This is a genomic window from uncultured Draconibacterium sp. (genome assembly GCF_913063105.1).
In the GTDB taxonomy this organism is placed as follows: Bacteria; Bacteroidota; Bacteroidia; order Bacteroidales; family Prolixibacteraceae; genus Draconibacterium.
On sequence record NZ_CAJXYQ010000010.1, the window covers coordinates 32,429 to 55,523 of the forward strand.

A 23,095-nucleotide genomic window follows, 5' to 3' on the forward strand; every position below is an offset into this window, starting at 1 on the left:
CTTTGGTTTTGAAAAAAGCTCAAAAGTGGAAATTGCTTCGCAATGGAAAAGCAAGCCTGCTTAATAATATATCGATTATTGAAATCCTTCCCTCGCTTTTTCGTTCGGTGTTTCTTTTGGTTATTTTGTGCTTTGCCATTGGCTGTAGCAATGAAAACCATAACGAGGATGAAGCGATAAATGACATGTATTTTCCTCCAACGAATACTGCTTTATGGGAGACAATTTCACCTGCAGAATTGCACTGGAATATGGAGGTATTAACCGAACTCGAAGATTTTCTGGAAACGAATAATACCCGGGCATTTTTAATTTTAAAAAACGGACGCATTGTAGTTGAAAACTACTGGGGCCAAACAATTCTTAACAACGCTGATTTTAACCAAAAATCAAAATGGTATTGGGCCTCGGCAGGTAAATCGTTAACGGCAACCTTGGTTGGCATAGCCAGGCAGGAGGGATTTCTTGATATTAATGCAAAAACAAACGAATACCTTGGGCCTGGGTGGACTGCTTTACCTGCCGATAAAGAAGACCTGATAAAAGTACATCACCAATTGAGCATGACAACTGGTTTGGATTACCAGTTGGCTGATTTGGATTGCACAATCCCAGACTGTTTAAAATATGCTACTGATGCCGGTAATCAATGGTTTTACCATAATGCTCCATACTCTTTGCTTGAAGAGGTTGTAGTTAATGCTACAGCAACAACTTATAACCAATTTACTGCTGAATACCTGGGGCGAAAGATTGGAATGAACGGCACCTGGATAAAAAGTGGATATAATAACGTATTCTGGAGTACAGCACGCGAAGCGGCACGGTTTGGTTTGCTTATTCAAAATAAGGGTACATGGTATGATTCCAAAATTTTAAAAGACGAAAATTACTTTGCCCAAATGACTCAATCATCACAAGAATTAAACCCATCGTATGGTTACTTGTGGTGGTTAAACGGAAAAAATAAAGTAATTCTACCCGGTTTCTCAGCTTCAGTATCAAGAAGTTTGTGCCCGGATGCACCAACCGACCTTATTGCCGCAATGGGTAAAAACGGTCAGTTTATCGAAATTATTCCAAGCAAAGGATTGGTAATTGTACGAATGGGTGAAGCTCCCGGAGAAGCAGTACTCCCGATAGTCTTTCATGATGAAATGTGGGAGATTCTCGAGCGGCTTCTATAACTATTCTTGTGTGGCTAGTGGAAGTTTAAAATAAAACACAGCACCAGCGCCTTTTTGTCCTGAACTTTCAACTCCAACTTCACCACCTAATTTTTCAGTAATACGTTTTACAATGGAAAGGCCTAAACCATAGCCTGTAGCTTTATCCGGTTGCAAGCGCGTGTGTTTCCTGAAAATCTTATGGTGTTGCGTGCCTGGTATACCATCGCCATTGTCCTTAATCCAAAATTTTACCATCCCATTTCCATCATCTTCGCAACCAACTACAATTTTAGGCGGATCACCTCCATATTTCATCGCATTCGACAACAGATTTACCCATACTTCTTCAAGCCAGGGAGCATAAGCTTCAGCATTAATCCAATCGTTTTTAATCGTTAATTCGGCGTGGTATTCTTCTATTGTTGGTGCAAGTTGTTTTATGGCAGCGTTATACACTCGTTCCATATCTACTGAAGCGGTTTCAACATCTTCATGCCCTGCCGTAGCCATTTTTAGCAGTTCGTTGGTAACCTTTATTGTTTTTAATGCCGATTCCTGCACCACCTTCGAGTATTCTTCAACAAGGCTCATGTCTTCATCTTCAATGGCTTCCAAAATAATATCGCTTGATGTATAAATTAATCCAAGTGAGTTTTTTAGGTCGTGGGCAAGAGTGTGAGCGTACGCATCTAAATCATCAATTAGTTTTTCGTTTTTTCGAATTTCAGCTTTTAGCAACTTATTTTTTTGTTTTAGCTTTTGTTCTGCAGCTCGTATCGATGTTATATCATTAAAAATAAAAAGATGCCCATTTAGCTGTCCCAACTGGTTAACTATTGTGGAGAGTTTTATTTGGTAAAACCGGGTTTCATTAGCTTCATTTAGTTTTAAATCAATATGCTTATCGTTGCCAGAATCGGGCATTTTAAGAATTTCCGGATAGTTTTGAAAAATAAGTTGAAATGGCGTATGAATGGTTTCCTTTTTATTAAGGTGAAAAATTTTGAGTAATGCGGGGTTAGCTGCTTCAATAATGCCATTGGCATTAACCACCATTACACCATCGTTCATGGTATCCAATAATTTTTCTTGTGCTAGCGGAATAAGTTCGAAAATTTTATACCTGAATATTCCCAGGGCAATTACCAACCCGGTAAGTACAAACGACACGGGTGTCCAGTCGAACCCCGGGAAAGGGTTGAGTTTAAAAACATACATCAGGTTGGCTATTACCGGAATAAATGCAGCAATAAGTAAAATGCGTATTTGCTTGCGATAAAAGCTGGTGAAATGCGAGATGGAGCTAATAAGGTTAAAAATTCCGTATACGATTAAAACAAAGGTATAAACGTAAAAAATCCAAAACCAGAAACCATGTTCGTAATGAAGAATGTTGGTTGAACTGTCAATCCGGTAGTCTTGCCATATTAAATGATGCAAGGGATTGGAGAATACCAGAATCAATGTAACGATAGGAACGATTAGGGTAAGAATAATGTTGCGTTTACTTACCAAATGAAATTTCTGGCTAAAGGAGGTAGTAAAAAAGAAAAAGCATACCGGAATAAAAGCAATTCCGAGATAGGAAAGTTGCGAGAAAAATAATTTCTCTTGTAATTCGGATGTCGAAAACTCCAGGGCATAACTAATTGCCCAAATGGCAACGAATAACTCCAGAAAAATTAGGAACCGTACCTCAAAAGTTTGTCTGAATTTCCACAACAACCCAATGGTGCCAATAGCAGCAATTGCTGTAATTAATTGAATGATGCTGTTTAATGGTAAAAAATCAAACATAGGCAGCGTCTTATATGCATTAAAACAAATGTAAGTAATAAAAATAATTCTATACTTGTAAGCTAAACTAATATAAAATATAATTACCATAAATTCAAACAGGCAAAGTGCATTTAGTCATTGTTTTATCACCTGCATTTTGTTCTCTTTACAGTTTCAAATTAAAAAATATGATGAAGAAAAGCTTTCTAATTTTATTCCTGATCGTAAGTGTTTTTAAGCTCTCTGCTAAAGAGGGGATGTGGATTCCGATTCTGTTGGAAAAATATAACCTGGCAGAAATGCAGGAGATGGGATTTAAACTTTCGGCAGATGATATTTACCATGTGAATCACTCGAGCATGAAAGATGCTGTAGTGATTTTTGGGGGTGGATGTACCGGCGAACTCATTTCAGATGAAGGTTTGCTGATAACCAACCACCACTGTGGATATCGGCAGATTCAATCGCACAGTACCGTAGAGCACGACTATTTAACCAATGGTTTTTGGGCCATGAATAAGGAGGAAGAGTTGCCTAACGAGCGGTTAACTGTAAGCTTTTTGGAATACATGCAGGACGTGTCGGAAAAAGTTTATGCAGAAACAGAATCGTTGGGAGGCGAAGAAAAAGATAAAAAGATTAGCGCAAATATTGATGACATTATTAAAGGAGCCCAGGAAAACGGAAAATTTAAAGCTTCGGTAAAACCTCTTTTCTATGGGAATCAATATTTTCTGTATGTGTATAAAGTGTACAAGGATGTACGTCTGGTAGGGGCGCCTCCATCGGCAATCGGTAAATTTGGAGGCGATACCGACAACTGGATGTGGCCTCGTCATACCGGCGACTTTTCTATCTTCCGTATTTATGCCGACAAGAACAACGAGCCGGCTGAATATTCGCCTGATAATGTGCCTTTTAAACCCAAAAAGTTTTTCCCGGTATCGATGAAAGGAGTTAAACCTGGCGATTTTACAATGGTTTTTGGCAATCCGGGTAGCACTATGCAGTACTGGCCACATCAGGCCGTTGATATTACAATGCACCAACGCAACCCAGACCGAATAATGCTTCGCGACAAAAAGTTGCAAATAATTGGTAACGACATGGAGTCGGATGCAAAAATACGTATCCAGTATGCTGCAAAATATGCAGGAATTAGTAATGCCTGGAAAAAATGGCAGGGTGAGACAAAAGGCTTACAACGACTTGATGCTGTGAACCGAAAACTGGACTACGAAAATGAGTTTAAAAATTGGGCCCAAAGCAACAGACGCTGGGATTCGGAATACAAAACTGTATTTGAGGCCTTTAAAACGGATTATGACAAATATGCGCGGTACATAAAAGCCTACGATTATTATTCGGAGGTGGTATTCAGAGGTGTTGAATTGTTTCGACAAGCGCGTACCTTAAATTCAATTATTAATAATGCCGAGAATAAGCAAACCGAAAAAGTTGAAACCATGCGTTCTGCCATGCTTAAAGGACTACCTCGATTTTACAAGGATTTTAATCAGCCAACCGATGAAGCACTGTTTGCTGCACTGCTGCCTATGCTCGTAAATGGACTGGATGATAATTTTCTTCCAGCCGAATTGACTGAAGTGCTTGCCAAATATAGGGGAGAGAAACTGGTGCAAAAAGTTTATCGTAAATCAGTACTGGCAGATCAGCAAAAGCTAGCCGATTTACTCGAAAATGGCAGCGACAAGCAGCTGCTTAAACTACGCAAAGATCCAATTGTGCTGCTTTTCAATAAATTGAATTTTAAGTACGAAACGGAAATTTTACCGGAAGTAAATGCTATTAGCAAATCGATTAATAAAAATATGAAGGTTTACATGGCAGGGCTTATGGAAATGAAAAAAGACGAGGCTTTTTACCCCGATGCCAATTTAACCTTGCGTGTTGCGTATGGCAAAGTTGAAGGTTACGAACCCAAGGATGGCGTGAAATACAAGCATTTTACTACCCTTAGCGGAATTATGGAAAAAGACAATCCTGATATTTACGATTATGATGTACCCAACAGGCTAAAAGAATTATATGAACAAAAAGACTTTGGTAATTACCAGGTAAACGGAGATGTTCCGGTGTGTTTTACCGCTTCAAACCATACTACCGGTGGTAATTCGGGTAGTCCGGTGGTGAATGGAAATGGCGAATTAATTGGGGTTAATTTTGATCGGTGCTGGGAAGGTACCATGAGCGATATAATGTTCGATCCCGATCGCTGTCGGAACATTTCGCTCGATATTAGGTATGCTCTGTTTATTATCGATAAATTTGCCGGAGCCGGCTATTTACTTGACGAAATGGAAATTCGGAAATAATTTTTTTAAGATTAATAAAAAAGAGGGATGTTATCGGTTTAATGCGAACATCCCTCTTTCTTTTTAAGAATAGCCCTGTTTACTTTCCAAAAACGTAAATAACAGAAAGCTGTTGCTGTTGATCCAGGTAGTTCCAATTAACCAGATGCATTGATAGGTTGAACTTCCCCTGAATTTTTTCGTGGTTGATAAAATACCAAATCAGGTCGGTGCGCAGGTAATCTTTTGCCTGGTAAAAACTATCTCCAAACTTAAAACGATGGCTTGCACCCGAACTTAGGGTTGATTTTAATCCAATATTTTTATAGCGTCCGTTAAGCTCGGCAAAAAAGCTTGTTGCACTGATATAGTCCTGCATAACCGTACGTTCCCTGAATAAGGAACTTAGAATTCCGGCCTTTACATCGCCGGTAATTCGGGCATTTTCTTTTGTGCGAAAACCAAGCTGAAAGGCCCAGCCAATATAATCTTTAATGTGCTGATCGGGGAGGTTTAATTTTGTATGTGCATCGTGAAACATCAGCATATAGTTCTGGAAAAACAGTTGTTTATGCGAGATTTCACCAGAAAAACCGGCCATAAATTGTTCGCGCTGCGTTTCTGTCTGTCGGCCAACCCAGTCAACAAAGCCTTTCTGGTGCCCCCAATCCCAACTTATCTCACCATACAGGCCCTCAATATTTGGGCGGTAATATAGCAAGGTGTCAGAAAGCATAGCTAACGGAAAGTTTAACTTGTTACGGCGCGGAAAGGCCCCAAAAGCAAACATTTTATTTTCATCCTGAAGCTGGTAATACAGCGTAAGTTTTGGTTTTTGGGCATCAATATCGCTACCAAATTCAAGCAGATGGCTTAATCCGCCACGCAGCTGATGTTGGTCGATATCTACGCCAAGTTCAAAAGCGCCGCGACTTCCCATAATCGTTTGCGGATAAGCAATTGGGCGCGAAAACTCCCTGTTGTCGCCAATCCCTTCAAACAAAAGGGTATATTTAAATTCCTGAGCCTGAGTAAACAGGGCACTTAAAATGAAAATTAAAACCAGTACTTTCTTCATGGTATTCCAGAATTTCAGTGCGAAAGTAATATAATTAAGTTTAAAATTAGCTGCTGCCAGGCTTAACTTAAAACAGTATTGTGCTAGCTTTAATCACATAAAATATAATTGTCTTTTCGCGGATTTATAACCATTACCGGCAGTTTTCCTGCACGGTTTAGAATTTTTCGTTCAGGAAGCCCGATTAGTAAGTCAAGCGGAGTAATGCTTGAACTACCAAGTATAACCAATAGATTACAATCAGATGCCAGTGCAAGCTCCAGGGCTTCAAAAGCATTGCGTAAACTTGATTTATTGCCTTTGTAAAGTTGGTGTGTAATGTTGAATTTTTTATACAGTTTGCGGGTTAAATCTGCATTCTTATTTACATTTTTTTGGGCTTCTTTTGTTTTGTCATTAGCAGCAATGCTAACAATTTCTGCCTGGTTAAAACGTCCAAAATACGAGCACCACAGCGAGCTGTCGCTTGTTTCTTTGCGTAAATCAATTGGTTGAACCAAATGATTGTAAGCAGTTATTGCAGAGCCGGGATGAACAAATAGAAAAGGGACAGATGTTTCAGCAAGTAATTTTGAATACTTTCTGAAATTTAATGTATTCAGCACAACCAGTATTGCCTCGTAGTCTTCTGCTAAAATATCCGGTAAGGTATGCTCATTTTCTGCCAACAAAAGTGTTGAAACCTTTTGGCCGGGCACCTCGTTTTTTACCACGGATACATAATTTTGTAATTGTTGTTTAAAATTGCTCTGCCTGGGTTTCTGTTTCAAACTATAGTTGTATAGTAAACAAAGTTCTTTTTTAAAAATAGCTGCCAGTTTCAGCCCATGTAAAATCAGGTTATTGTCTGATTCTGTTAGTTCGGTAAAAACAACTATTTTCTGTTCTTTGTTGTCGGCCATTTATGTTTTTCACACAAAAATATACATTTCGCTTATCTTTTTTTTGTTGTTGAAAAAAATCAGTTAAGGTTAACAGCTAAATCCCTACTTTTATGCAGCTAAAGTATAAACTATGATAAACGAAAAACTGCTTCAACCTAAAAGTATTGTTGTTGTTGGAGCATCAAATAATATTTCAAAACCGGGTGGTAAGGTGGTAAAAAATTTACTCGACCACCATTTTGAAGGCGATTTGTTTGCCATAAATCCAAACGAATCAAAAGTTCAGGGGATTCCATCATTTGCCGATGTGGCCGAACTGCCCGAGGTTGATTTGGCTATTTTAGCCATACCTGCCAAATTCTGTTTGCAAACCGTAACTGATTTGGCGGAGCACAACAACACCAAAGCATTTATTATTATTTCTGCTGGTTTTGGGGAAACAAACGAAGCCGGAAAAATACTGGAGCAACAAATTGTTGAAGTAGTTGAAAAGCACCAGGCCTGCCTTATTGGTCCGAATTGTATTGGAGTAATGACACCGGCACATGCCAGCGTGTTTACCACACCTATCCCCGAACTTACTTCTAAAGGTTGCGACTTTATTTCCGGTTCAGGGGCAACAGCTGTTTTTATCATGGAATCGGGTATTCCAAAAGGATTGCGTTTTGCCAATGTTTTTTCGGTTGGTAACAGCGCGCAACTGGGTGTTGAAGATGTTTTGGCTTATCTTGATGAAACGTATGAAGAAGGCGTAAGTGCGCGAGTAAAACTGCTGTATATTGAAAATATTAACAGCCCCGATAAACTTCTTTTACATGCCAGTTCTTTGATAAAAAAGGGTTGCAAAATTGCGGCAATAAAAGCAGGAAGCTCTTCTGCCGGAAGTCGGGCAGCATCGTCGCATACCGGTGCACTTACCAGCTCTGATGCCGCTGTTGAAGCCTTGTTTCGGAAGGCCGGAATTGTGCGCTGTTATGGCCGCGAGGAGCTAACTACCGTTGCCGGTGTATTTATGTGCAAAGAGCTTGTGGGCGAGAAGCTGGCCATAATTACCCATGCCGGAGGTCCGGGGGTAATGCTTACCGATGCCCTGGAAGATGGTGGATTGAAAATTCCTGAAATTGCAGATTCTCAGGAAAAAGCTTCGTTGCTTAAAAAGCTTTTCCCGGGGTCATCTGTTGAAAATCCGATAGATTTTCTGGCAACAGGTACAGCCGAGCAGCTTGGACATATAATCGATGCCTGCGAAAATGATTTTGAAGTAGATGGGATGGCCGTAATTTATGGCAGCCCAGGTTTGTTCCCCATCGGAGATGTTTATGATGTTCTTTCAGGAAAGATGCAAATATGTAAGAAGCCTATTTACCCCATACTACCCAGTGTGATTAATGTGAAGGATGATGTGGCCCACTTTTTATCGCACGGTAATGTTAACTTTCCGGATGAAGTGTTACTGGGACGCGCTTTAACAAAGGTAATGAACACGCCAAAGCCGTTGGATAATGCAATTAATGAATCAGGACTGTGTGCCGATGCTGTTAAAGGGGTAATTGCTGAAACCCACAATGGCTATCAACCCCCGGAAGTAATTCATAAATTATTTGATTTGGCCGGAATTCCGCGTGTAAAAGAGATGGTGGCAACTACCGAATCAGAAGCCGTTTTGGCTGCCATGAGCATTGGGTTTCCGGTGGTAATGAAAGTAGTTGGGCCGGTGCATAAAACAGAAGTAGGCGGGGTGATTCTTAATGTGCGCAATGTTACCCAGGTGCGTAAGGAATTCCATCACTTGTTTGAGATTGAAAATACCGAAGGAGTACTGATTGCCCAAATGGCTTCAGGAAATGAGCTTTTTTTAGGGGCAACATACGAGGAAAAGTTTGGCCATGTTGTACTTTGTGGCATGGGGGGGATTTATGTGGAAGTAATGAAAGATGTGGCTTCAGGGCTGGCACCATTAACGCACAGCGAAGCTCGCTCAATGGTGCAGAGCCTTAAATCCTATAAAATTCTTAAAGGTTTCAGAAAACAAAACGGAATAAATATTGAGAAATATGTAGATATTATTGTCCGTTTGTCGTGGCTTTTGCGCTATGCTACTGAGATTAAAGAAATTGATATTAACCCGTTGCTTGGCAACAAAAACGAAATACTGGCGGTTGATGCGCGTATCCGGATAGAACATTAATTAAATACAGAAAGGCCGGACGGTGTAAAGTCCGGCCTCTCTGTATTTAGTCTTTTCGATTTACATTTCGCCGGGAGGAATAGCTGCCGGTACAGCATTTTTAACCGGATTTATGCTTTTCAAATAGGCGAATATGGCTTTTAAATCTTCATCTTTAATGTTGGTGAAGTTTTCAACGGGCATCGGTGGTAATAAACGTCGTGTCCCGTCTAAACCCTTAAACTTACCTTCTTTCATAGCTTTGTTAAACTGTTCTTCGGTCCAGGTGCCAATGCCTGTTGCATCGGGTGTTAAATTGGCTGCAAAAGATATTCCCCAGGGCCCTGCACTTGCCGTTAAATCAGGGTAAAAAACAGCAAAACCCTTGTTTGTTAGAGTGGTGTCAAAACTCATAATCGGACGCTCTGCAGGGTAGCCCGATAAAAGTAATTCCGGAATAAGTTCTGGTCCGCGTGGCCCAAGTTGTTTAGGCGAATGACAATCGTTACAACCCATTACAGTTACCAGGTATTCACCTTTGGCTACCAACGCATCACCGGTTAACGCAATTTCTTCCTGAGCAGGTTTTTGCGAATTGGTGCACGATATCGTAAAAAGAACGAGACATAAAGTTCCTAAAAACAGCAGATTCGACTTGTAATTTTTCATGTTTTCAATTTTAGTTAAAAATTTTTCAGAACGTAATTCTACTTCTACTATTAAAAGTTGATTCCGGATTTTTTGGCTTTTTGTGTACAAAGTTGGGGTTGACCTAAACAATTTACGTCTTATTAAGAATAAATCCAAATAGTTTGATTTCCGATATCCCGGGTAAGCTTCTGAATACTTACGCAGATGAGCAAATTTTTGCGCATATCTTTTAAATTTGGCGAATTGAATTACAGCAAAACTTTAATATGCATAAACACACCGCAATAAATGGAAACGATTTGTCGATGAATTCCCCTTTTATAAAAGCACTGTTAAAAGGAGAAAACAACGAATACTTTCCCGAATTAAAGGGAAAAAAGGGGGCGCTTTATTCCAACAGTACACTCGCACAATTTATTGAAGAAGAATTCAGGCACGATAATTTTGTTTTGGGCGGACAGAGCGGGCGAAGTATCCGTTCATTTTCAAGTGGCGAGCAAAAAAAGGCCTTACTGGATTACCTTATGCATAAAAGTCCTGATTTTATTGTTCTCGATAATCCTTTTGATGCCTTGGATACAAGTTCGGTAAATCAACTAAAAAGACGCTTACTTAATATTAGCCGGCAAATGCCGGTTATTCAGGTTTTTAAACGTAAGGCTGACCTTTTGCCTTTTATTAACCATGCCATGCGCCTTCATATGGGTGAAGTAGTTTTTTCAGGCGGGGTAGCGTCTTATCTCAGAAAATATGAACAAAATAAGGAGGTGCACTATTGTACTGCTATTCCGGCCCCTTTACATCAAATAACTGAGGAATTTCGGGTAATTGCCAAATTTACAGATGTGTCGGTTAACTATAATAGTCGCCCGATATTATCGAAAATAAACTGGACAATCCAGGCAGGAGAGTTTTGGCAGTTAAAGGGGCCAAATGGTTCAGGGAAAACAACGCTGTTAACCATGATTAATGGCGATAATCCAAAAGCATTCGGACAGAATATTGAACTGTTTGGTCGGAAAAAGGGTACAGGCGAAAGTGTGTGGGAAATAAAAAAGCGAATTGGATATTTTACACCTTCAATGATGGATTTATTTACACGCCGCCAATCAGCCATGCAGATGGTAATTTCCGGTTTTCACGATTCTATTGGCCTTTATCAGCGGCCATCTGAAGGTGAATTAACAGCAGCCCGGCGGTGGCTCGACCTTATCCACCTTTCAGATTACGCCAATAGGCCGTTTATCGAGCTAACGCAAGTGCAGAGAAGGATGGTGCTAATTGCACGGGCAATGATTAAACATCCGCCTTTGTTAATTCTGGATGAACCATCAACAGGGCTTGACGACCAGAGTGCGGCCTTGCTTTCTGCTTTAATTAATAAAATTGCAAGCGAGAGCCAAAGTGCTATTCTTTATGTTTCGCATCGACTGGAACCTGATTTGCAACCACAATTCATTTACCAATTAATTCCAGGTAAAAACGGGTCGCTGGGTGAAAATATTGAGCAATAAATCTATTATTGTACAAGGTGAAACAAGGTTTTTTCAGAATTGAGAGTATCCTCCATTCAAATCTCATTACTTTCCATCTGAGTCAGTATTTTATGTTTGGTGGGGCATTATTAAAATAAACCGTCAAAGGTACCTTCTGGTATTTCTAATCGTTGACAAGGTTTACAATATGGCAGGCTGCAATACCAGCTGTTTCGGTGCGCAAGCGTGCATCGCCAAGGGATATTTCCTGAAAACCATGTGCTTTGGCATCCATTACTTCTTCCGGCGAAAAATCGCCTTCAGGGCCAATAAGTATAAGTACAGAATCGCCTTTGTGAACTGCCTTTTTAAGGTGTATTTTTTCGCCCTTATTACAGTGTGCAATAAATTTATTTGTGCAGCCGGCATGTTGCAACAGGTCTGCAAACCTGGTAAGTTCGTTTAATTTGGGCAGGTATGCTTTTACAGATTGCTTCATAGCCGCAATCAGAATCTTTTCCAGACGCTCCGGTTTAATTGTTTTTCGTTCAGAATGTTCTGATAGGATAGGGGTAACCTCGTCGATGCCAAATTCTGTGCATTTTTCAAGGAACCATTCGAATCGGTCGATGTTTTTTGTCGGGGCAATTGCAATATGCAGTTTGAAATCTTTCTTACCAAAATCAAATACCGTTTCTGTAACATTCAATTTACACTTTTTCGGACTGGCATCTGTTATTTTAGCCTGGTAAAAACCACCCCTGCCATCTACCAGCGTAAGCTGCGAACCAATGGTTAAGCGAAGTACCCGAATGGCATGTTTTGATTCGGTTTCGTTCAAAATAACTTCGGCTCCCGAAATTTGCGGAACATAAAATAATTGCATGAGCTTAATGTTTTTCAGCTGTCAAAGTTACTAAAAATGTAATTCTGATTGTTGTAAGCATTAACGAATGCTTGTAAAATGTTGCAAGCGAACAGGTGAGCACCGGTCAAAAAAAAAGTTAACCCAAATAACACAGGCAACACTCAATCAATTGACCTGGTACCTGTTTCAAAAAAAAATGCTTGACTGGGTTTTGTAAGCAACGCTGTACGAGGTGCCCAGGCCTATTTAAACATGCGAGGCACCAGGTGAAATGCCAATTTGCCACTTCGGGCTTCCACTTCTTCCCAGGTGTCAGCATCAAAGTTTATTCCAACGGTTGATGAGGTAGGCATATCACTGTAAAACGCTTCAAGCAGGTTGCAAACATAGTAGTAAAATCCCGGATTGTGACCAAAGAAAAATACGGTATTTACGCTTGATGGTAACTTTTGTATTAATTCCAGAAATTCGCTGGTGATAAGGCCATCGTAAATGTCTTGTATTTCAATAATTTTTTTCTGATCGAAATCCAGTTGTTCGGCAAATATCCTTGCCGTTTTTATCGCCCTTTTGGCAGGGCTCGAAATAATTTGATCCGGAAGAATACCCTGTTTTTTTAATTCCTGGCTAACCCGTTTTGCATCGTTTTTTCCGCGTGGGCGCAAATCACGTGTAAAATCATCTTCGTAGCCGTAAGGAACGGCTTTGCCATGCCTAACAATTACTACCTGTTTCATATTATTACATTTAAGTTAGTTTACCGGTTGGTATAAATCTATTTCAACATCTGCAATTTTTACAATTTTAGGTACCGTACTGGTAAAATGAACTGTTTTGTTGTGGAGGTCAATGGCCTGTTGGTCTTTCCACTTTTCAATCATGGTGTAGGTTAGTTCGTGTTGCAAATCTTTATGGAGGTTATATTCCAGGCAACCTTCCTCTGCCTGTGAAGGAGCAATTAAACCCTTCGCTAATTCAACAAATTTTTCTTCCTGTCCTTCTTTAACTTTAAACTTAGCAACTATCGATATCATATTGTTCTTTTTTCTGAAATGTTGGTTAATAGGAACAAATTTAACTTAATTTGCGCGAATAAGTCGAATAAAATGAAACGAATCGGATTGCTGTCGGATACCCACGGCTTTATTCATCCCCGCGTATTTAATTTTTTTGCAAATGTTGATGAAATTTGGCATGCCGGCGATTTTGGTAACATTGAAACGGCCGATAAACTGGCGGAAATAAAACCATTACGAGCGGTTTATGGTAATATTGATGGGCAGGATGTTCGGGTAGTGCACCCTTTGCACCAGCGATTTAGGTGCGAAGATGTTGATGTTTGGATGACACATATTGGTGGTTACCCCGGGCGTTACGAACGCTATGTAAAACCCGATATTTTTACCAATCCGCCTGATCTTTTTATCAGCGGACATTCGCATATTTTGAAAGTGATTTACGATAAGAAACTCGATTTTTTGCACATGAATCCTGGTGCTGCTGGTTACAAAGGTTTCCATAAAGTATGTACAGCCCTGCGTTTTGTTATTGATGGGGCAAACATTCGGGATTTGGAGATTTGGGAAATGCCGCGTCAGGAGGCGGTGCTCGATTTATAATTTTCAGAACGGGAATAAGGAATCCCAAAGCCGTTCAAACTCATCGTTATATTGTTTTACTATTTCAAATTTTGAAGTAGCAAGTAAGTTTTCCTGGTTGTGTTTTGTAGCGGTATAGGTCCAGTTGAAACTGCCGGTTATAGCTATGCGCTCATCAATTATTCCAAATTTATTGTGCATGTGGTAATGCGAATGATCGATTTTAACAGGAATTCCTGCCTTGGCTAGTTTTAAAATTTCAGAACCGTTATCGGTGGTCTTTTCGTCGTCGGTAATTATACGCACTTTTACACCCCGTTTATGGCAAGCTTTAATTTTTTGTGCCAGTTCGTTGTCGGTAATGGTAAAAATGCACAAGTCAACCGAAGTATGGGCATGCTCGAGCAGGTATTTAATTTCGTTTTTAATTTCGTTACCCGGACTAAAAAATACGCGATTAAAATGGAAGGCATGCTCGTTAATAAGTTGGGTGCAGGTTTGCAGCCAGTCGATTGCCTGGCTTTTATCCAGCTCATCAAGCGTTTTAGCTGTTTCTGTCAACTGCAGTTTTAGCCGGTCGCGCTGATGCCTGGTTAGTCTTTTCAGCTGAACTGCTACTGATTTTGGAAGGTGCTTTTTCTTAAGAGCACTTTTATGGTTGACAAAATAATTAAACAGTTCCTTCATTTTTATTTGGTAAACGAGTGTGCCACCCAGTTGTTTTTTTCCACAAAACCGGCATCTACCATGCCTAGGCTTTCGGCTTTTCTTTTAATATCCGGAATGTCTTCTTTATAAAAACCACTCAGAATTAAGGTGCCGCCCATGTTTAGCACCGAATAATAAGCTTCCATATCATTCAGTAAAACGTTTTTATGAATATTGGCAAAAATCAGGTCGAATGTGTCGGTGCCGAGTATACTTGCATCACCAAGTTTTATTTCAATGTTGCCAATGTTGTTTAGTTGGGCATTTTCCAATGTTCCTTCGTACGACCAATTATCAATATCAATTGCAGTAATCTGTTTCGCTCCTTTCATCGATGCCAGAATGCTGAGAATTCCTGTTCCGCAACCCATATCAAGAATGGTCTTTCCACTCAAATCGTTTTGAAGAATCGACTCGATAATGGTAGCTGTTGTTTCATGGTTTCCCGTTCCGAAAGCCATGTTAGGCTCAATAATAATTTCGTATTTGGCTTCGGGATACTCCGTGTGAAAGGGTGCTCGTATCATACATTCTCCACCTATTACCAGGGGTTTGAAATAATTCTTTTCCCACTCTTCGTTCCAGTTTTGGTCAGCAATAAACTCTGATTTTACTTTAAACGAAAAATCCCCGGAGAAATCTGCCAGCACAGCGTTTAAATTTTCTTCTGAGAAACTGGCTGCCGGAATAAAAGCTTCGAATCCTTCTTCGGTTTCCACAAAACTATCGAAGCCAATTTCTGCCAGTTGAGCATTTAAAATATCGCGCAACCACTCTTGAAACGGTGTGATTTGTATAGTAACTTTTTGGTAATCCATTTTTTCTAATTTTCTTGTATCTCAACGTTTTAAGAACATTGAACACCGTCCTTTAGGGCGGTGAAAGGCAAAAGTAAGCATCTCGCTGGATTTTGTAATATTTTGTATTTTAATAATTTACAAAATATTACAAAATCCATATACTCGGTAAGTCTTGCTTCACCGCCATAATGGACGGTGTTAGTAATACTAAGCATTGATAATTTGCTTAATATAAAAAAACGGCCACTCAAAACTGAATGGCCGTTACACTGTCCCTTTCCCCGTTAATCAAAAAATTTATTCGGGAAAAAGTTAACGGCAATAAAGCCAAATATTCCTGTTATACTAATTATTAAAAGATCGTCGATCTTGTTCTTTATTCAATCTTGTTGCAATTTAACTACCTGAACATCATTAGAAAATATATCCTATACTAAGAGCTAATTTTCCACATGTATCGCCGACGTATGTTAAATCAAAAGCTTTGGTATAGCTATACTGCATCTCTGCGTAAATTCTGTAATTTCCCGGAAATGCTTTTGTATAGCGGAATTCAACATTTCCACTGGCTCGACCTGTTGTCAGGTACTCATACTCGCGATATAAGTAATGATCGAGTGTCGCATAATTCTCGGAGGCAGAAGCGTAACTTCCATCATCTTTAACTGTTCCGCTACCCGAACCATAATTTCCTCCCAAAGATATGCTGTACATATTTCTATTATGGAGGATATTTCGTTTAACCGATGCACCTGCAGTTACCTGCTTTACGTCCTGTTTTCGGTAATACGGATAAAAGGTTGCCACCTGGTCTCTTCGCCATAGCGAAACATCAGTGTTGATTACCCACTCCGGATTATTATCGATAACATTAATATTACCCGTATATTGGAATGAAGCTTTGGATAAAACACGGTCCAAAACTTCGTTTTTGCCATAATAAACAACGGTAGTATTTCCTCCTTCGGTGGTTGATTCTTTATACGAATTCTCGAAATTAAGTAAATCCTCGCGTTCGAAATTGACGGATAACTGGTGTAAGTTCTGAAGTCTTTTTAAAACCAGCACTCCCTGGTAGTGATAGCTATTCGCTTCATGTTCGGTATATTGAATATTTACAGACGATTTTTGACCGAAATACCCGCTTCTCCATTTCAATCCCACTTCATTAAAGAAGTGAAGCTTGTTTTTAGGAAGTATATCAATTTGAAAAGAAACGCCATGAATATAGTCAACAAATGGATTATTGTCATCATCGCCGGTGAAGCCATCCATTCCAAACTTCTCTTGTTTGCCCATAAAAGAGCCATAGCTGATTAGTGAATTAAACTGTTGATCGGTGTTTCCTTCAGCCTGATACAATGTATTCTCTACCCGCTTTCTGAAATAGTAATTGGAACCAATATCGGCAAATTCTCCAAGCAAGTAGGAGAGGCCAACAGTCGTTTCCATGTTCATGAGGTCGTTTGTATGTCTTAAATCTTTTATTTTATAGTAGCTTGCAGTCTTGTAATCCGCCTTTACACCCAGCAATAATTTTTTATAAACAGGCAAACTAAATGCCCCAATAAGATGATACGTTTCCATGTTTTTCTTTCCGGCTGTACTATCGGCAAATTCCACAATATCGAATGATGAGAAATACGGATCTAATAAGGTTGATCCCCCCATATTGTTACCTGAGAAATTGGAATATTTCATTTTTCCATAAAAAACAAGCTTGTTTAATCGATAATAAGATTCGGTCATCCCTCCAAAAGAATAGCTGTTATCTGATTGGTAGAAATTAATAAAATCTCCATTTTTCTTGTTGTAGAAAGCTTCGATAAACGAAATCTTTTTTGTGCTGAGTCTGTCTAAACCAGCAGCATTTTCGCTACTTAACCATGGATTTGAGTTTCTGATATACTCTATATCAGTCCAGCTATTTTGCTCCTGTGCCCACAATCCGGAAGTAAATAATACGCCTCCAATAAACAGCAACCACGTTATACATTTCATTTTTATCATAGTGCCCTAGTCCTTACAAATTAATCGCGCAATGAAGCTTTTCTCCGTTGGTGGAAATCATTTGTTGCGCTGTTAGTATCGCTGTATATAATACGTGCCCCGTTTGCAATAGAAGCTTCTGCGTCAATACCCGATGGATCAGTACTTCCATCCACCAGGTCAGTTGTTCCGCCTGAATAGCTATAAACAAGTCTTTCGGCATTTTCCAGTAATGCTTCCGTTGCTTCTTTGTTAACGTTACGGTATAAAGTATACCCATAAGTATTGTTTAGGTATACGTAACCGGCATCAATTGCTGATGGTAGCCTTTTTTGGTTGTCGTACCCCTGACGGTAAACTTCAATTCCATCGAGTACCCAGTCCATCGGAACTTTTGAATAAATCATGGTTGATGATCCATTGTAGTTACCAAGATTGTCGGCATTATTTGCAAATTCGGCCGGGGTTTCACCTTCTGTTTTAAAGATAAAAAATGCAGGAGAGGAAACGCTGAAAGTCCAGGCTGATCCTGATCCGTATTTTACTGCTGATAAATAGTGTGAGGTAGGGATAAGTGAGGAGGGAGCAGGATAATACAGCTCATGTGTATACACATTAATATCATAAGCTGTATAATAGACTGAATTGGCAAAATTAATGGATTGACTATATGTTACTGTATTATCAACTGCGCTGTTAATTGCCACTACAATTTGTTCTCCCGGGGCCAAACTAATTCCGTCAGGGAAATACCAAATACCCATCGCCGCAGGAATCCAGCCTTCTTTAACAAAAGAAAGCTCTCCCTGCTCGAAAAAATAATTTGTTTGATTTGAATTGTACGGGAAAGCTGCTCCAAAACCAAAGTTATCTAACGAAACAGAACTTGCAGAGTTGTTGTATAAAATGGTATACTGCCCCCGGTTAAAAGAGCCGGAGCCATCGTCTTTTTGGCAACCACCGTTATACAATTCCTTAATAATAATAGCAGATGTTTGAGATACGGATAATTCAATATTTGTTACCACTGAATTCTTGTCTGATTCAGTTACACTAAGGCTTTTGTTTCCGGTGAATATGTATGACGTTGCAGACAGGGTACGCATTTCGGAAACTGCTGCATCGTAAATACCAAAAGGAACCTCAAATGTTGCAATTCCATCAGCATCGGTACTATCGGTATAAGCAATATTATTTGTAGAATTCACTAATGAAACTATTACGTTTGCGACCGGTTCAAAATTATCAGGATAATGCAATTGTACACTAACCATTTGTGTCTGGTATAAATGATCGTAGTCGTTTTGGCACGACTGAAAAACCAACGTTATCAATCCGATAACCAATAACAGGCGAAAGTTGATTTTTGTATTCATATCCTATTTCAAATTATTTATAATTTAATTCGCATCGACAGTCCGTAATAAAATTTTGCAATTTTTCCTGAGCTGTTATAATAAAGTGATTCCTCGTTTCCGGTCTGGCTGTTTGTTATTTTTCCGGTATTGTTAAAAAAGTTTGTCGCTTTAAAAGTGAGTGAAATTCGATCTCCAATTTCTTTGGTTACATTCAGGTTTGCTGAAAAATACGGACTATATTTCTCCGGCTGGAAATAATAGTCTTTACTCGATTTTTTTACTAACCTTGATAAATCGTTATATAAATCGGGATCGTTTTCTTTGGCCCACAAAAACTTTTCTAAAAACAGCACCTCAGTTTCCATATCGTTAATGGACTTGTAATACAAAGGATAGGTTGCCACGTAATTATTGCCGTCGTAAATATTTTCACCTGATGATGATGGGAGATAAGCATCAGGATCATCCAGCACGTAGCTGCGTGTTCCGTCAGAGTACTCGCTTAGTTTACGGGAATAATCATACAAACATCCTTCCAGCCGACAGGAAACAATCATCCGAATTGCCGGAATGTGTGTGGTAACTGTTACGTTCGTACGTAGTTTCTTCGTTTCCGATCCATTGTTCACCCCGTCGTTTCCAACATAAAATCCAACATATTTATAAGGGCTTCCGTCAATCGACAAAGCACTGGTTGACATTCCCTCCTGTATCGTTTCATTAACTCCCTTGTAAGAATAATAACTTCCGTCGAGTCTAACAGAAGTTTTTAGTGCTTCAATTTTTCCGAAATCGATAATCCATTCCAGCCCTTTCCTAATAACGGACGAACCATTCGCATAATAATAATCCTTTTTAAACCTGTTTTTTACCGTGTAGTTCAGTTCTTCACTTTCAAGTGTTCCTGTTGCATCCGAAACGGTAACTATTCCTGTTGACTGATCAATGTCGTAAACCTGATCTTCTCTGGGGATTTGGCTCTCTTCCAAGTCGCTTTGATCGGTTAATTTATGGGCTACCGGAATATAGTGATCTGCCTGACGATAAGGATCGAATGTTTTATCCCGATAAGCCGTTAGCGAAATCCGTGTATTTCCTATTCTGAAATCGGTGCCCACTTCAAGTTTGCGTCGACGTTGCCAATTTAAACTGGTATTGTAAATGGTTGAGATAGGCATCGAATAGTAGGCGTAAAAAGCGGTTCCTACCGCATCAGAGGTAGAAGCAAATGCCAGCCGGTCGCTATATGCCGGTCGAGGATAAAGAACGTTTGCAGAGGGAAGTTTTACAGCATCTCCCCATCCTGCGTGGATCTTTGCATATTTCAGTAATGAATTTTTGTTTTCATACAACACGTATTGGGCGTTTATACGTGGCGACCATCCCTGAACAGTTCCATATTCCGTTCCTTTAATAGAAGTAATGTCGGAACGAATTCCGGCCTGAATATCCATCTGGTTTCCAAACACCGGGAATATTACCTTGTCTTCAGCATAAAACGAGTAGTTATTTACAAAAGGTTGTTCATCGTAACGGTATTCTCTCCAGGTTGGGGCATAACGCAAATCGTCGTAAAATTCGCCTTTACCGTAGTTGCCTGAAAATGAAACTTCGCCTCCGACTTTAATTCTGTTAATGAATTCTCCCTTTTTCTGAACCCAGTTTGCTTTCAGTTTTGCCGAATAGGTAACCGGTTTATCATCGTTATACATTATTTCGTACCACGAACCGGCAGGAATAAGAATGGTTTCAGCGTTCGGATTTTCATCGTAATCAGTAGCAATAAAATAGCCTTCTTCAGTAGAATGGTTTGCTACTGTAGATGCAGAACTGTCTTCGTTTTCTTTTTCTTCCCTTTTTTTATCGGCATAATTAACCGAGGCGGAAAAATCGAGCCCTGTTAAATAAGGAAGATTTAAAAGCCACTTTACATTCAGGTTCGAACGTAAAGCATAATCTTTCTGTTTTTCATAGGTTCCCACAAACCTGTCCGGATCATTCTCCGAATTATAACCGCCCAGGTTTCCTGTAATTCCATATGTTAAATCAATAGGCTTGCTTTTTGGCCCAATGGTATTGCGGTAGGTTAACGACATATTGTTTCGGGTATAAGTTGTATACGGCGAAACACGATCCTTAATCGATTTGGTGTGTTCCAAACTGGTATTAATAAGTCCCCGTCTTCTTCCCAAATCGAAACCTTTTGTTGCCGAATAACTTTTTGTATTGGGTTTGGTTATCACCTCAACCTCCAATGGCGATTTTCCCTTGCGGGTATGAATTTTCATGAGACCGGCAGAAAGGTCGCCATTTTCAACCGATGGTAATCCCGTTACGATTTCAACCGATTCAATGTTATTTACCGCAATATTCCGAATGTCAATCCCATCAATTCCGTCAGTTGCAAAACTGCTAAAGTTTGAGTTGGACGTTAAACGTACTCCATCTACTTCAATGGCTGTACCAAACGACGGATTATCGATTTCTGATCTGGAGTCGGAGCGTAAAACAACATACCGTTCACTTGTTGCATCCGTTTCATAACTGGTCTGCCCACCCGGTAATTGCGACATTAAATCAGAAATATCCTTTGTCTGAGCATGCGTTAAAGCATTTCTGTCTATGGAGTAGGAGGTAGCCAGTTCGTCTTTTTTCTGTGCAGTAACCACCACTTCATCCAACGACAGGTTGTTTTCTTTAATATAGAAAACCTGGTTTGAAACAGATTGATTCTTTATGCTAACTGAAGAGCTGGTTTTTTCATATCCCAAACATGATATTATCAATGAGAATTCGCCTTTCGGAAGTTTTATGGTAAAATCGCCATTATAATCGGTAATTGCCCAAAAGTTATTATCGCTGGTAACGATAGTAGCAAATTCTATCGGTGTTTTTTTATCGGCATTAAGTACCTTTCCCGAGAGGGAGTATTGAGAATAGGCCACATTTATTGATGCGAGAAATACAAAGAATACAAGTACTATTTTTGCCATATAGTGTTTGATTTTACCTTTGTTCAATTACTTGAAAAACTTATTGGGAAAAAAATTGACCGCAATAAATCCAAATATACCGGTAGCTGCAATTATAGCAAAATCAACCAGTTGATTTTTTATGTTTTCTTTTCTTTTTCGAATAATAAAAAACTGGACAAGCATTAAAAGCAGACTCAAAATAATCCAGTTAAATGATTTATTGGCTTCGAAAAAGAAGCGTACAAAGCTAGAATTACTGTCTCTCATTTTAAGTTGAGCAGGAAATATAAACTGGGCAACTTTCCCCTCAGAACGTTCGTCACGAACGGGCCAGCTTTCCTTGTATTCATCTACCTTTTTATAGTCTTTGTTAAGAACCTGCGATGTAATCTCGCCTTCGCCCGTACTTATTATGTTATAATTAAACAGGTCTCCGTAAATGCGTATTTCGTTTTCTTCAGGATTAATATTTTCAACATCCAATTTTACCAACATGTAATCGTATTGGGTTAATACGTACACCTCGTTATCGGTCGAAAATAAGTAAGCGTAGTAAAATTTATCTTTAAAATCGACACAGCTGATCCACCTGAATTTAAGTCCGTCAGGAATTTCAACCTTTTTGACAAAGGGCTCTCCTTTTATCATTTTTAAATGAAATAACTGATCTTCAGAATCCACAATCAGATAACCTTCATCACATGATTTTCTGGTGGTTGGCAGCCCATTAATTGATTTTGCAGGAAACTTAAATCCTCTTTTATAGAGCACTGCCGAAAACATCCGGCTTTTTTCTTCATCTATTTTATTCGATTCGGCATCGATGAACTCCATTCGCCATATGATTCTAAAAAAATCGCTTGGCATTTCCAGGTTGGCACGCCCCGATTGTGATTCGAAAAGAGGGAAGAGGGTAGGCTGTGGTGCATCAATTTCACGTGGCCGTACTCTGAATGTTGATCGGTTTGCACTTATTTCATGCATATCCATTTCAACCCCATCAATTGTATCTGGCATGGTGTTATTCATTAACAGCTGGCGGGTGTACATTAATGGAAGTTTATTTTCGTATTCTTCGCGTGTAAATGTGGTTCCTTCAGAATTTGTTCGTGAAACTCCATCTTGCGAACGAAGAAGCATAAAATCATGGTCGACACAACTGTATTGAATAAATGGTGCCCGAATGGGGTGCGAAAATGCTACCCAGTACAATTTGGGTAGTGCAATTCCAAATCCGATGATGGCTATAATTACTAAAAAATACCTGCTAAGTTTTACCAT

At 39.5% G+C, this 23,095-nt stretch carries 18 protein-coding genes; 5 read left to right on the plus strand and 13 right to left on the minus strand.

The genetic code is table 11. The features are described from left to right. Nucleotides 1-8 precede the first annotated feature (8 nt). Nucleotides 9-1,187, plus strand: a complete 1,179-nt coding sequence (locus QZ574_RS11280) for a serine hydrolase (protein ID WP_297089592.1) — start codon at nucleotides 9-11, stop codon at nucleotides 1,185-1,187. On the opposite strand, the gene QZ574_RS11285 is transcribed toward QZ574_RS11280, so the two are convergent. Continuing rightward, entirely contained in the window at nucleotides 1,188-2,966 is a 1,779-nt protein-coding gene (locus tag QZ574_RS11285) for a histidine kinase N-terminal 7TM domain-containing protein (protein WP_297089593.1), read from the minus strand. Between the two features lie 170 nt (nucleotides 2,967-3,136). On the opposite strand from QZ574_RS11285, the gene QZ574_RS11290 reads away from it, so the two are divergent. Then, the gene (locus QZ574_RS11290) at nucleotides 3,137-5,284 is read left to right on the plus strand and encodes a S46 family peptidase (RefSeq protein ID WP_297089594.1); all 2,148 of its coding nucleotides are present in this window, start codon (nucleotides 3,137-3,139) and stop codon (nucleotides 5,282-5,284) included. Between the two features lie 79 nt (nucleotides 5,285-5,363). On the opposite strand, the gene QZ574_RS11295 is transcribed toward QZ574_RS11290, so the two are convergent. Both QZ574_RS11295 and QZ574_RS11300 read right to left on the minus strand, forming a co-directional pair. Then, entirely contained in the window at nucleotides 5,364-6,341 is a 978-nt protein-coding gene (locus QZ574_RS11295; protein ID WP_297089595.1) for a hypothetical protein, read from the minus strand. Between the two features lie 89 nt (nucleotides 6,342-6,430). Next, nucleotides 6,431-7,243, minus strand: coding sequence for a hypothetical protein (locus QZ574_RS11300; RefSeq protein WP_297089596.1), 813 nt, complete (start codon nucleotides 7,241-7,243; stop codon nucleotides 6,431-6,433). Nucleotides 7,244-7,355: 112 nt separating this feature from the next. Between QZ574_RS11300 and QZ574_RS11305 the strand changes: the two genes are divergently transcribed. After that, a complete protein-coding gene (locus tag QZ574_RS11305) occupies nucleotides 7,356-9,413 on the plus strand; it encodes an acetate--CoA ligase (RefSeq protein WP_297089597.1) in 2,058 nt (685 codons plus the stop codon). 60 nt (nucleotides 9,414-9,473) lie between these two features. Here the strand turns inward: QZ574_RS11305 and QZ574_RS11310 are convergent, their stop codons facing one another. Further along, nucleotides 9,474-10,061, minus strand: a complete 588-nt coding sequence (locus tag QZ574_RS11310; protein WP_297089598.1) for a c-type cytochrome — start codon at nucleotides 10,059-10,061, stop codon at nucleotides 9,474-9,476. Between the two features lie 248 nt (nucleotides 10,062-10,309). On the opposite strand from QZ574_RS11310, the gene QZ574_RS11315 reads away from it, so the two are divergent. Continuing rightward, nucleotides 10,310-11,557 (plus strand): ATP-binding cassette domain-containing protein, encoded by a 1,248-nt coding sequence (locus tag QZ574_RS11315; RefSeq protein WP_297089599.1) that lies wholly within the window; start codon nucleotides 10,310-10,312, stop codon nucleotides 11,555-11,557. A gap of 145 nt (nucleotides 11,558-11,702) precedes the next feature. Here the strand turns inward: QZ574_RS11315 and QZ574_RS11320 are convergent, their stop codons facing one another. From QZ574_RS11320 to QZ574_RS11330, 3 genes are all read right to left on the minus strand, one after another. After that, entirely contained in the window at nucleotides 11,703-12,404 is a 702-nt protein-coding gene (locus QZ574_RS11320; protein ID WP_297089600.1) for a 16S rRNA (uracil(1498)-N(3))-methyltransferase, read from the minus strand. 224 nt (nucleotides 12,405-12,628) lie between these two features. Beyond that, the gene (locus QZ574_RS11325) at nucleotides 12,629-13,123 is read right to left on the minus strand and encodes a histidine phosphatase family protein (RefSeq protein WP_297089601.1); all 495 of its coding nucleotides are present in this window, start codon (nucleotides 13,121-13,123) and stop codon (nucleotides 12,629-12,631) included. Nucleotides 13,124-13,138: 15 nt separating this feature from the next. After that, a complete protein-coding gene (locus QZ574_RS11330; protein WP_297089602.1) occupies nucleotides 13,139-13,420 on the minus strand; it encodes a putative quinol monooxygenase in 282 nt (93 codons plus the stop codon). Between the two features lie 72 nt (nucleotides 13,421-13,492). On the opposite strand from QZ574_RS11330, the gene QZ574_RS11335 reads away from it, so the two are divergent. Further along, nucleotides 13,493-14,005, plus strand: a complete 513-nt coding sequence (locus QZ574_RS11335) for a metallophosphoesterase family protein (RefSeq protein ID WP_297089603.1) — start codon at nucleotides 13,493-13,495, stop codon at nucleotides 14,003-14,005. A 3-nt stretch (nucleotides 14,006-14,008) separates the two neighbouring features. On the opposite strand, the gene QZ574_RS11340 is transcribed toward QZ574_RS11335, so the two are convergent. From QZ574_RS11340 to QZ574_RS11365, 6 genes are all read right to left on the minus strand, one after another. Continuing rightward, complete coding sequence (locus QZ574_RS11340; RefSeq protein ID WP_297089604.1) at nucleotides 14,009-14,671, minus strand: phospholipase D-like domain-containing protein; 663 nt, start codon at nucleotides 14,669-14,671, stop codon at nucleotides 14,009-14,011. Nucleotides 14,672-14,673: 2 nt separating this feature from the next. After that, the gene (gene prmA / locus QZ574_RS11345; protein ID WP_297089605.1) at nucleotides 14,674-15,510 is read right to left on the minus strand and encodes a 50S ribosomal protein L11 methyltransferase; all 837 of its coding nucleotides are present in this window, start codon (nucleotides 15,508-15,510) and stop codon (nucleotides 14,674-14,676) included. 396 nt (nucleotides 15,511-15,906) lie between these two features. Further along, complete coding sequence (locus tag QZ574_RS11350; protein ID WP_297089606.1) at nucleotides 15,907-17,493, minus strand: DUF6850 family outer membrane beta-barrel protein; 1,587 nt, start codon at nucleotides 17,491-17,493, stop codon at nucleotides 15,907-15,909. Nucleotides 17,494-17,522: 29 nt separating this feature from the next. Beyond that, a complete protein-coding gene (locus tag QZ574_RS11355; protein ID WP_297089607.1) occupies nucleotides 17,523-18,857 on the minus strand; it encodes a DUF4876 domain-containing protein in 1,335 nt (444 codons plus the stop codon). A 17-nt stretch (nucleotides 18,858-18,874) separates the two neighbouring features. After that, nucleotides 18,875-21,832: a carboxypeptidase-like regulatory domain-containing protein gene (locus QZ574_RS11360; RefSeq protein ID WP_297089608.1), complete on the minus strand. Its 2,958-nt coding sequence runs from the start codon at nucleotides 21,830-21,832 to the stop codon at nucleotides 18,875-18,877. 27 nt (nucleotides 21,833-21,859) lie between these two features. Then, nucleotides 21,860-23,095 carry a DUF4857 domain-containing protein gene (locus QZ574_RS11365; protein WP_297089609.1) on the minus strand — a complete coding sequence of 412 codons (1,236 nt, stop codon included), beginning with the start codon at nucleotides 23,093-23,095 and terminating at the stop codon, nucleotides 21,860-21,862.

What these genes read in the sequence shown, in the direction of transcription:
- QZ574_RS11340 (WP_297089604.1), bottom strand. Translation starts at nt 14,671, where the DNA reads ATGAAGGAACTGTTTAATTATTTTGTCAACCATAAAAGTGCTCTTAAG.
- QZ574_RS11315 (WP_297089599.1), top strand. Translation starts at nt 10,310, where the DNA reads ATGCATAAACACACCGCAATAAATGGAAACGATTTGTCGATGAATTCC.
- QZ574_RS11355 (WP_297089607.1), bottom strand. Translation starts at nt 18,857, where the DNA reads ATGAATACAAAAATCAACTTTCGCCTGTTATTGGTTATCGGATTGATA.
- prmA (WP_297089605.1), bottom strand. Translation starts at nt 15,510, where the DNA reads ATGGATTACCAAAAAGTTACTATACAAATCACACCGTTTCAAGAGTGG.
- QZ574_RS11320 (WP_297089600.1), bottom strand. Translation starts at nt 12,404, where the DNA reads ATGCAATTATTTTATGTTCCGCAAATTTCGGGAGCCGAAGTTATTTTG.
- QZ574_RS11360 (WP_297089608.1), bottom strand. Translation starts at nt 21,832, where the DNA reads ATGGCAAAAATAGTACTTGTATTCTTTGTATTTCTCGCATCAATAAAT.
- QZ574_RS11350 (WP_297089606.1), bottom strand. Translation starts at nt 17,493, where the DNA reads ATGAAATGTATAACGTGGTTGCTGTTTATTGGAGGCGTATTATTTACT.
- QZ574_RS11285 (WP_297089593.1), bottom strand. Translation starts at nt 2,966, where the DNA reads ATGTTTGATTTTTTACCATTAAACAGCATCATTCAATTAATTACAGCA.
- QZ574_RS11310 (WP_297089598.1), bottom strand. Translation starts at nt 10,061, where the DNA reads ATGAAAAATTACAAGTCGAATCTGCTGTTTTTAGGAACTTTATGTCTC.
- QZ574_RS11365 (WP_297089609.1), bottom strand. Translation starts at nt 23,095, where the DNA reads ATGGTAAAACTTAGCAGGTATTTTTTAGTAATTATAGCCATCATCGGA.
- QZ574_RS11305 (WP_297089597.1), top strand. Translation starts at nt 7,356, where the DNA reads ATGATAAACGAAAAACTGCTTCAACCTAAAAGTATTGTTGTTGTTGGA.
- QZ574_RS11330 (WP_297089602.1), bottom strand. Translation starts at nt 13,420, where the DNA reads ATGATATCGATAGTTGCTAAGTTTAAAGTTAAAGAAGGACAGGAAGAA.
- QZ574_RS11295 (WP_297089595.1), bottom strand. Translation starts at nt 6,341, where the DNA reads ATGAAGAAAGTACTGGTTTTAATTTTCATTTTAAGTGCCCTGTTTACT.
- QZ574_RS11335 (WP_297089603.1), top strand. Translation starts at nt 13,493, where the DNA reads ATGAAACGAATCGGATTGCTGTCGGATACCCACGGCTTTATTCATCCC.
- QZ574_RS11290 (WP_297089594.1), top strand. Translation starts at nt 3,137, where the DNA reads ATGATGAAGAAAAGCTTTCTAATTTTATTCCTGATCGTAAGTGTTTTT.
- QZ574_RS11325 (WP_297089601.1), bottom strand. Translation starts at nt 13,123, where the DNA reads ATGAAACAGGTAGTAATTGTTAGGCATGGCAAAGCCGTTCCTTACGGC.
- QZ574_RS11300 (WP_297089596.1), bottom strand. Translation starts at nt 7,243, where the DNA reads ATGGCCGACAACAAAGAACAGAAAATAGTTGTTTTTACCGAACTAACA.